The sequence below is a fragment of the Microcystis sp. LE18-22.4A genome (genome assembly GCF_027531105.1).
Classification (GTDB): Bacteria; Cyanobacteriota; Cyanobacteriia; order Cyanobacteriales; family Microcystaceae; genus Microcystis; species Microcystis aeruginosa.
In genome coordinates this window covers 1-10,282 of the sequence record NZ_JAPZRB010000281.1, presented here as the reverse complement: position 1 = coordinate 10,282, position 10,282 = coordinate 1, and the positions used below count along the sequence as shown (strand labels likewise).

The following is a 10,282-nucleotide window of genomic DNA, read 5'->3' as shown; positions in this document are numbered from 1 at the left end:
AGGGCATACCGGAACCTTTGGGCTCGATCCAATAAACGCTTGGGGAGAGAATACCTCTACTTTTTCAGAAGCAATTCTGTCTAAGCAAGTAATCTCTGTGAACCAAGAATCCCCGTCTCTTTAGAGCGGGGAGTGTCAACATCTCCGATGATTTCAACGAACCTTTACCAGAGGAAGTTTTAGACTTGTTTTATCCACAATGAGATTGTTACTAGATACACACATTTTTCTTTGGTTAATTAGGGTTTGCTGAATAAATCTAAAAACCTTGTTGGATAAGGTTTTTAGACTTTTTTGACCTCAAAAAGTGCCAGATCTGGGAGTGATCGGGGGTAAAATTCCGGGACTTTTTCCCTGAAAATTAGCTAATTGACCCCCTCAAAATCGGTAAAACCCTACACCCCACACCCCACACCCCACACCCCACACCCTGTCCCCACGAAAAACTTTTTCAGCAAACCCTAACTATTATTACTATTGTCTTGATTGCGCTTTTTAGACAGCAATACACCTAACCCTAATATTACCATTGCCAAAATTGTAGAAGGTTCGGGAATAGCTGTCGATGAACCCACTTGAACTATTTTTATAAACTGACTTTGATTACCAGAATAACTGGCAACACTGCCATCGCTAAAACCAGTTTGAGATAAATCAATATTAAGTACCAGACTAGAATTACCATTGCCGATTACTTGAAAGTGCAATAAACTAAAAGTATCCAATTGATTAATTCCCAGAGGTGAACCAATGCCCGCTAAGGTGAAAGAACCGCCGCCTAAGTTAGTAATTGAACCATTGGTATTGTCTAAGATTCCCGTGCGTCCAACGGGGAAACTAGAGGTAACAAGAGTACTATTGATATCTAAGGGATTGAAAGGATTGTCGATGTTTTGAATTGAGCGAGGATCGAAGGATAAATTAATGGCACTGCTAGTGATACCGACCGGATTAATATCACTATTTTCCATTAAAATTTCTACAAAAAATCTATCCCCTAAACGAAGAGGACTATTAATAATAGTTCCCGCTAGGCCACTATTATCAGTTTTGAGGTTAAATTGAGTAGTCAGACTAGACATAATGTAGTTCTCCTGAGTTATGATAGATCGATGAATTAAAAGATCATGGCAAAATGCCTAAAAAAGTTAGCGAGTTAAAACAAATGCTACGCAAAGCAGGATTTATTCAAAAACCTGGCAAGGGAAGTCACACTAACTGGGTACATCATCTGTACTCTGGTAAAGTTACTGTTTCTGGAAAAGACAGTGCCGATGCCAAACTGTATCAAGAAAAAGAAGGTAAGAGGAATCAAGAAAATGGCACAAATTAAATATCGCATGGTAATCCAATGGTCTGATGAAGATAATTGTTTTTTGGTTGCATTGCCTGATTTTCCAGGGCAATATTGGCGTACTCATGGAGATACTTATGAGGAAGCTGTCGCTAAGGGAAAAGAAGCTATAGAATCCCTAATTATTGCTTATCAAGCAGATAATGAACCCTTACCTGAACCTTTATTTTGTAGGATGGGTTAGCGCAATTCGTAACCCATCAAACCTAATCAAAAGCCATCATAATTAACCGGAATGGTTGGGTTTCCTTGGGTCAACCCAACCTACAGAGTTAATCTAAATAACTAACCCAAATTCGGAATTGAAGGGAACTAATTCCGCCAGATTAATTCTTCCATCTCCGGTAATATCAGCAGTAGGGTCATAGTTAGTTTGTCCACTAATACTACCAAATAACCCCGGACGTTGCAAGGTAGTTAAGTCGGTTAAATTCACCCGTCCATCGTAGGAAATATCACTGTTAAAGGTTGATTTCCCTGTTAGTTGAATGTTCAAAGCGGAATTGTTTTGAGCATTACTGTTGATGACTAAGCCGTTAGCCAAATTGAAGTTTTCTCGCGCTGCTTTGGGTGTATATGTTAAAGCAATCCGGCGGGTTTGTCCGGGATTTAGTAAAATATCTCCATTGGCAAAATTGGCATCTGTGGTGACATTTTGTGCATTGATAGTAATACCAGCAATAGCGAGTACATCATTAGTTCCCGATGCGGTATTAGTAATGTCAATGAATTGGGTTTTATCCGCAAAGTTGGGACGGACAAACAGGCTATCGGTTGCACCTTGTCGGTATTGGGAGAGTTTTGTCCCGAAGGTAACAGCGGTTTTATCTACTACTATTGTACCTTCATTAACGTTAGTAATATTAACGTTAAATGTCTTTTCCGTAGAGAGTTTATAACCGTCGCTTGCTTTGACTCCCAATTGATAGGATATTACTCCACTTTCAAAGTCAATGGTATTAGAACCTGCTTGAGTGAGGGTAATTTCTCCAGTGGTTGCATTGATGGCAAAAAGGTTATTTCCTGAACCATCTTTAGGAGAGGTACTGAGGCTAAAGGTGGGAGTTTGTCCGTAATTATCATCGGTTGCTTCGACTAAGTTACCGGCTACTACTACTGTACCTGCTGCGCTTCTTTCGGCGAGGTTGACGTTATTAATAGTACCGACGATGGGAGCATCATTGATAATGATATTACGGGTTAAGCTTAAAGTAGCATTAGGATCAGCAAATGTGCCATCAGCGAAACCAATTTGAGAAGGATCAAAGGTGACGGTTAGGTTGGAGTTGTCCCGCGTTCCTACAACATTAAAGCGTAGCAGACTAAAGCGATTTAATTGATTAACCCCAATAGCTGTACCTTGACTTGCTTCGGGGACTGCACCCCCACTTAAGTTATCAATGAGTCCGTTAGTATTATCTAATGTACCGCCTCGGAATAGGGGGAAATTAGAAGTTACTAAGGGACTATTAACATTGCTAATATCAGCGAAGTTATTGATATTTTGAGCAACATCGGCGGCGAAGCCAAAATCAAGGGAGTTAGTGATTAAACCGGCTGCATTGGTACGAATATCACCGACGAGAATTTCCGCAAAGAAGCTATTACCGAGAATAGGATTGTTCCCGGTGATTTCACTGCCAATTGTCCCGTTATTATCGTCATAGAGTTTCAGTTGGAAGGAAACGGGGTTAACATTATTTAGGTTAATGGTAGCGATACCCGTAGCGTTTAAAGCGCCGTCACTGGCTTGAATTGTCAGGTTAAAGGGGTTAGTTTGTGCGCTGACATCATTAGCATCGGTAACGGTGATAACGCCAGTGTTACTAATAGCAAAGGCTTTGATAGTGTCGCCATCAGTATCGGGATTTCCGGCGGTGATACTGTAGGTTAAGGGGTTATTGTCGGGGTCAGTGGCGTTAATTGTCCCGACGACTGTACCGTTAGGACTGGTTTTAGAAATGCTAAAGATAGCATCATTAACCACTGGGGGACGGTTAACAGGATTGGTTAGGTTAACAGTAATAGCGGCAGTATCGTTTAAGTTCCCATCGCTGACGGTAACGGTGAGGTTAAAGGGGTTGGTTTGACTGCTAATATCATCAGGGTCAGCCACCGTAATGACTCCACTATTATTAATGCTAAATGCCTTAATATTGTCGGCATCACTGTCTAAATTCCCGGCGGTGATACTGTAGGTTAAGGGGTTATTATCCGGGTCAGTTGCTGTTACTGTTCCCACCGTAGTATTAACCGGACTGGTTTTAACCAGACTAAAGGTAGCATCGTTAGCAACCGGAGGACTATTAGGGGTTTCGTTAACATCGGTGAGATTAACGGTGATAACGGCGGTGTCGGTTAAGCTACCATCGCTGACGGTGACGGTTAAGGGGTTATTGGGGTTAACTTCAAAGTTGATGTCATCGGGGTCAGCGACGCGAATTTGTCCGTTATTATTGATGGTAAATGCGGAAATACCGTCGCCATCGAGGTTGGGATTCCCGGCAGTGATGCTGTAGGTTAAGGGGTTATTATCGGCATCGGTGGCGGTAATTGTGCCGACAAGGGTGTTTAAGAGGCTATTTTCAGGTACGGTTAAGGTAGTATCATTGAGGACGGGGGCGCTATTTTGGACGAATTCAAATGCACCCATATCGACGTTTGTACCGTTAATGCGAGGGTTGCGGGCAATATCAAGGGGTATTGCTTCGGTGATGTTGCTATCGCCGTCTAAGTCGCGGGTATCAGCAGGGAGAGAGGTGTTACTACCTGCATTGATAGCAGGGGAACCGCTTTGTAAGCGTAAGTCGTCGTTGATGGCATCGACAAAAAGAGGGTCAACATTGAGGTTGCCTGTGCCTGTAAATCCGCCTTGTACTATGCTGTTGGTAACTGTTGTGGTAACAAGACCCGTATTATTACCAATTGCTGTCCCGCCATTACCCCAAATAATGCTGTTACGAAGATTGCTACTAATGCCAAAACTGCTATTATTATCATTAGATTGATTATAGAGCGCACTTCCTGAACTCGCAGAATTACCACTGAATGTGCTATTAGTAATGGTTGTAGTAATAGCTCCAACACCCTCATTAATTTGATAAATTGCACCACCTTGACTGGTTGCATTGTTTCGACTGAAGGTAGCATTTGTGACTTGTAGGTTCTTGCTGTTTCGATTGTAAATTGCTCCACCTACGCTATTAGCACCATCAGCAATATTCAGCGTAAAGTTAGCATTAGTGACACTAACATTATTGCTGTTATTGTAAATTGCTCCACCATTGGCTCCACGGTTTTGTAAGAAATCAGCTTGAGTGATTGTAGCACCAGTAGTTTGAAGGAAAACAGCACCACCTAACCCAGAAGTCGCACGGTTTTGTACAAAATCTGCGTCAGTCAGATTGAAAGTACCACCCGTGCTGAATATTGCTCCACCATCACTACTGGCAGTGTTATTATTAAATGTCCCATCTTTCAGAGTTAAATTGCTACCAGTGTTATAGATAGCACCACCATCTGAAATACCTGTATTGCTGGTAAATGTTACATTATTGAGAAAAGTGGAATTGGCAGCAGTGCTAAAAATTGCACCGCCATTACCTCCATTGCCACCAGCAGCATTACTGGTAAAAGTACCATTATTGATGGTGACGTTACCGCCTTCATTGAAAATTGCTCCACCATTAGAACCAGCACCGTTGCTAGTAAATGCAGCATTCGTTAGAGTGGGACTGCTACTCGTATTATAAATTGCTCCACCAGCCCCAGAATTAGCTGTATTGTTGCTAAATGAAACATCAGTGAGAGCAGGATTACTACCAGCATTGAAAATTGCACCACCAGAAGTGGCGGCGATATTGTTACGAAAAGTGATGTTAGTCAGTAAAGGATTAGCACCAATTAAATTGTAAAGTCCCCCACCATTCGTAGCATTGTTACTTTCAAAAATTAAATTGCGTAGAATAGGACTACCATCACTGATAAAAACCCCACCACCAATACCCTGATTAGTGCCTGTTCCGTTAGCATTTCCTCCCGAAATAGTAAACCCATCTAAAATCGTTGTATTGCTTGTATTACTACCAGTAACAACGTGATAAACATTATCACCCGCAGTATTAACCGTACCAATATCCCCACTTAAAATAGTGGCATTAGTGGCAACATTTCGCTGACTTAAACTTGTTTCCGAACCCGCAAAACCCCCATAAATCTCCACATGATTCTTGAGAGTAAAAGTCGCATTTCTGTCCGTTCCCGTAGTCGGTTTATAGGTTCCCCCCGCAACCCAAATCGTATCCCCACTTTTCGCTGCTGCTAACGCCCCTTGTAAATCCGTAAACGCATCAACCCAAGACGTACCATTATTACTTCCCCCCGCATTTGCCCGTACAAAAATCGTCCGAATCGCCGCAGGAGTAGGCGCAGGAGAGAGTTCTGCCCCCTCATACGCCCCTAAATCCACATTTGCCCCCACAACACGGGAATTACCAGATAAATCTAAGGGTATCTGTTCTGAAGTATTACCATCCCCATCTAAATCTCGACTATCGAGGGGCAATAAATTAGAATCCCCCGCATCCAAAGCAGGAGAACCCGATTTTAAGCGTAAATCATCCGCTTTCGCATTGACAAACAGAGGGTCAACATTCGTCGCACCCGTAAACCCTCCCCCTTGGATAATACTATTAGCAACCGTAACACTACCACCAGAACCATTATTAACCTGATTCCCCGTACTGGTACTATCCTGATTTCCCCAAAGGATACTATTACGCAATGCCACACTACTCGATACATTATGCAGTGCGCCACCTGTCACCGCCACGTTACCACTCAAGGTACTATTAATCAAATTGGGATTACTTAGATTACTAAAAACTGCGCCACCACTACCCGTATTCGCAGAATTTCGACTAAAAACAGTGTTAACAATAGTGGGATTACTACTACTGGTGTTATAAATCGCTCCCCCGTCATTAATTGCCACATTAAGGCGAAAAGTCGCATCCGTAATCTGGGGACTACTCAAATCATTGTAAATCGCCGCCCCTCGTGTCGCCGTATTATGCTCAAATAGGGTATCAATCAGAACAGGGTTACTACCAGACTCATTATATAAAGCACCCCCATTCGTCCCATTATTATCGCGGAAAGTGATATTTCTCAGGGTTGGACTAGCACCCGAAACATATACCCCACCGCCATTACCTTGATTTCCTGTCGTACCAGTAGCATTACCCCCAGTAATGGTAAACCCATCAAGGATAGCACTGTTTGTCAGAGGATTAGAAATATTACCCGTTGCGCTTACGACATGATACACATTATCGGCAATCCCCGCTACACCAATTTCACCGCTTAAAATCGTGACATTAGTGGCAATATTACGCTGATTACGGGCAGTTTCCGTCCCTGCGAATCCCCCATAAATCCCGACATTATTTTTTAGGGTAAAACTCGCGGTTCTGTCAGTTCCCGTAGTGGGTTTATACGTCCCCGCAGCTACCCAAATCTCATCACTAGATTGTGCAGCGGTTAGCGCACTTACTAAACTGCCATAAGCATTATTCCAAGCGGAACCATTACCAGTAGAACCGGATTTAACGTAGATGATAGCCATGATATACCTCGTGTGAAAAAGATATTACAGAGTCAATAGGGAATCCACCCGAAACTTAGTTCGAGTTAGATAAAGTTGATAAGTAGGCGAATAGTGGAGAAAACTGTCTCTAGAGACAGCAAAACCATTAATCAAGCTTGGATGTCAGAAAATTTAGCACTGGTTAGGGATAATGCTTAGATTGTAGAGGCGAATAATTATAAGTTCCGTTTATTTTTTTTTTTTTTTCATTCATCAGCAGAGCTTATTAAATAAACCATGCAGAGAGAAAATATCTGGTATAATGGCACTCCTGCAAGGATTTACCTAGGGATAAGCCGATTTATGTTGCTAAGGTTATATTTTGATAAACTTTTGTCAAGTTAGCCAGATAATCAAGTTATTTTGTGATCAGTTAGGTTAGGGAGATGACTACAGCCTTGTCATCGGAGTCAGCCATGGCAATTTGGCCGCTATTGTTGATGGTAAAGGCGGAGATACCGTCGCCATCGAGGTTAGGATTACCTGCGGTGATATTGTAGGTTAAGGGGTTGTTATCGGCATCAGTGGCGTTAATTGTCCCGACAAGGGTATTTAATAGGCTATTTTCGGGGACAGTGAGGGTGGTATCGCTGAGGACGGGTGCGCTATTTTGGACGAATTCAAATGCACCCATATCGACGTTTGTACCGTTAACGCGAGAATTTCGGGCAATATCAAAGGGTATGGCTTCGGTGATGTTGCCATCGCCGTCTAAGTCACGGGTATCGGCAGGGAGGGAGGCGTTATTTTGAGTTATACTAAAAGTCAAGTCTTCTAAGTTAGTTAGTATAAAAACTATGGAAATTACTATTTACATTCCTGAAGCTGTGGGACAACAACTACAAAAAAAATGGGATAATTTATCTCAAAAAACTTTAGAAGCTTTAGCCATACAAGCTTATCGAGATGGGGTAATGACTTCAGCAGAAATTCAAACTCTATTAAATTTATCTTCTCGAGGGGAAACCAATGAGTTTTTAAAACTTCATCAAGTTTATACAGAGGAAGATTTAGCTAAAGACGTAAAAAATATTGAACAACTCGATAATTATAAAAATATCAGTGAGACTCAGTTAGGGTTTGGAGAATTTATTCAAAAATTTCGTCAAGAACATAATCTAGCACAAGAGGGTATTGAGTCAGAAGAACTTTTAAAAGAAGTGCGTGATTTATCATCAGGACGTGAGGTAATTTGGTAAATTTACGTTTTTTACTGGATAGTAATATCTTATCAGAGCCTTTGCGACCTCAACCAAATACAAAGGTAATGGAAAAACTACTTGAACATCAGCAAGAAATCGCTACAGCGACAGTTGTTTGGCATGAGCTTCTATTTGGGTGTTATCGTCTTCCTGATTCAAAAAAACGAAGAAATATTGAGGAATATCTCAAAGAGACTGAATTAATATTACCTTTATTATCTTATGATCGTAACGCCGCCACGTGGCACGCACAAGAAAGATCCCGTCTTGTTAAATTGGGCAAAACACCGCCTTTTGCTGATGGTCAAATTGCGGCAGTTGCCTACGTTAATCAACTTATTTTAGTCACTAATAATGTCTCAGATTATAGAGAATTTCAGGGGCTTAAAATAGAAAATTGGCATTATTGATTCAGGGAACATAAACCCTATCGCTTACGTCCCCTTTAAACATCAATTAATCATCGTTATTGTCGTCTTGATTGCGCTTTTTAGACAGCAATGCACCTAAACCTAGTGTTACTATTCCTAAGATTGTAGAAGGTTCGGGAACAGATGTCAAAGGTTCTGAAATTGTCTGTATTTCAAGTTCGGCATAATCAATAGCAATCGCATCTGCTCTTGTACCTCCGAAGCTATTTAATGCAATATTTACATTGCCATCTGCTAAACTAGAAAAGAAAAGAGAATTAAGATTAAAAATTGTAACGTTAACAGGAAGCTGAGTAAAAGCATTGCCATCTGGCGTAGAAACATCATCAAACGCTCCTGATACTTCAATACCATCAATAAATAACCTGTCATCAAATGGAATTCCACCGAACCCATCTCCGGCACCGTTATCTTCTAGGTCGAAGGTAACTATTTTAAGAACGGCTGAAGTGATTGATGAACTTGCTGGAAGTGAGTAATTATGTGACCATTGAAATGTTTTGAATGTGAAAAAGTCAAAATCATTATCGTTTGTTCCCTGAACGATATTGGATACAGCTATAGTGTTGCAAATATTAGAACCCGTTCCAAAGCAATCTTTATCTCCCGCAATACTTGTAATTGTTGCGGCATTTGCATCACCCAAAAATAGAGAAAAAATTGCAAGTGCAGCAGCGCTCGCACTTGCTAAACTGTCAAAAGCATTATTCCCAGAAGAACCGTTACCCGTCGCGCCCGTTTTGACATAGATGATAGCCATGATATACCTCGTGTGAAAAAGATAGTACAGAGTCAATAGGGAATCCACCCGAAACTTAGTTCGAGTTAGATAAAGTTGATAAGTAGGCGAATAGTGGAGAAAACTGCCTCTAAAGACACCAAAACTATTAATCAAGCTTGGATGTCAGAAAATTTAGCACTGGTTAGGGATAATGCTTAGATTGTAGAGGCGAATAATTATAAGTTCCGTTTATTTTTTTTTTTTCATTCATCAGCAGAGCTTATTAAATAAACCATGCAGAGAGAAACTATCTGGTATAATGGCACTCCTGCAAGGATTTACCTAGGAATAAGCCGATTTATGTTGCTAAGGTTATATTTTGATAAACTTTTGTCAAGTTAGCCAGATAATCAAGTTATTTTGTGAGCAGTTAGGGTAGGGAGATGACTACAGCCTTGTCATCGGAGTCAGTTATGGCAATTTGGCCGCTATTATTGATGGTAAAGGCGGAGATACCGTCGCCATCGAGGTTAGGATTACCTGCGGTGATATTGTAGGTTCAGGGGTTGTTATCGGCATCAGTGGCGTTAATTGTCCCGACGACTGTACCGTTAGGACTGGTTTTAGAAATGCTGAAAATAGCATCATTAACCACTGGGGGACGGTTAACAGGATTGGTTAGGTTAACAACAATTGCACCGTTTCCCGTAGCGTTACTATCATTCGCGGTGACGGTTAGATTAAAGCTTGTATTTGTCCCAAAATCACCGGGGTCAGTAACGGTAATTAGGGTCTGCTGAAAAAGTTTTTCGTGGGGACAGGGTGTGGGGTGTGGGGTGTGGGGTGTAGGGTTTTACCGATTCTCATCTGGTCAATTACCTAATTTTCAGAGAAAAAGTCCCAGAATTTTCCCCCTATCTCTCCCAC

The 10,282-nt window shown here is 41.4% G+C and carries 9 protein-coding genes; 5 read left to right on the top strand and 4 right to left on the bottom strand.

The window, feature by feature from the left end; genetic code table 11:
* Window positions 1-461: 461 nt before the first annotated feature.
* Window positions 462-1,082 (bottom strand): PEP-CTERM sorting domain-containing protein, encoded by a 621-nt coding sequence (locus tag O9295_RS13085; protein ID WP_288033236.1) that lies wholly within the window; start codon window positions 1,080-1,082, stop codon window positions 462-464.
* Window positions 1,083-1,135: 53 nt separating this feature from the next.
* Here O9295_RS13085 and O9295_RS13080 point away from each other — a divergent pair, with 53 nt between their 5' ends.
* A complete protein-coding gene (locus O9295_RS13080; RefSeq protein ID WP_272082945.1) occupies window positions 1,136-1,333 on the top strand; it encodes a type II toxin-antitoxin system HicA family toxin in 198 nt (65 codons plus the stop codon).
* Window positions 1,320-1,538 (top strand): type II toxin-antitoxin system HicB family antitoxin, encoded by a 219-nt coding sequence (locus O9295_RS13075; protein WP_002770268.1) that lies wholly within the window; start codon window positions 1,320-1,322, stop codon window positions 1,536-1,538. The genes O9295_RS13080 and O9295_RS13075 overlap by 14 nt, the downstream gene beginning before the upstream one ends.
* Window positions 1,539-1,631: 93 nt before the next feature.
* On the opposite strand, the gene O9295_RS13070 is transcribed toward O9295_RS13075, so the two are convergent.
* Window positions 1,632-6,980, bottom strand: a complete 5,349-nt coding sequence (locus tag O9295_RS13070) for a cadherin domain-containing protein (protein WP_288033233.1) — start codon at window positions 6,978-6,980, stop codon at window positions 1,632-1,634.
* Between the two features lie 394 nt (window positions 6,981-7,374).
* Window positions 7,375-7,770, bottom strand: a complete 396-nt coding sequence (locus O9295_RS13065) for a cadherin repeat domain-containing protein (RefSeq protein ID WP_288033231.1) — start codon at window positions 7,768-7,770, stop codon at window positions 7,375-7,377.
* A 28-nt stretch (window positions 7,771-7,798) separates the two neighbouring features.
* Here O9295_RS13065 and O9295_RS13060 point away from each other — a divergent pair, with 28 nt between their 5' ends.
* Together O9295_RS13060 and O9295_RS13055 are read left to right on the top strand one after the other, a co-directional pair.
* Complete coding sequence (locus O9295_RS13060) at window positions 7,799-8,200, top strand: UPF0175 family protein (RefSeq protein WP_272080678.1); 402 nt, start codon at window positions 7,799-7,801, stop codon at window positions 8,198-8,200.
* A complete protein-coding gene (locus O9295_RS13055; RefSeq protein ID WP_272080677.1) occupies window positions 8,194-8,613 on the top strand; it encodes a type II toxin-antitoxin system VapC family toxin in 420 nt (139 codons plus the stop codon). The genes O9295_RS13060 and O9295_RS13055 overlap by 7 nt, the downstream gene beginning before the upstream one ends.
* A gap of 46 nt (window positions 8,614-8,659) precedes the next feature.
* Here the strand turns inward: O9295_RS13055 and O9295_RS13050 are convergent, their stop codons facing one another.
* Window positions 8,660-9,394 carry a PEP-CTERM sorting domain-containing protein gene (locus tag O9295_RS13050; RefSeq protein ID WP_288033229.1) on the bottom strand — a complete coding sequence of 245 codons (735 nt, stop codon included), beginning with the start codon at window positions 9,392-9,394 and terminating at the stop codon, window positions 8,660-8,662.
* A 442-nt stretch (window positions 9,395-9,836) separates the two neighbouring features.
* Between O9295_RS13050 and O9295_RS13045 the strand changes: the two genes are divergently transcribed.
* Window positions 9,837-10,037 (top strand): hypothetical protein, encoded by a 201-nt coding sequence (locus O9295_RS13045; protein WP_288033227.1) that lies wholly within the window; start codon window positions 9,837-9,839, stop codon window positions 10,035-10,037.
* The last annotated feature ends 245 nt before the right edge of the window (window positions 10,038-10,282 follow it).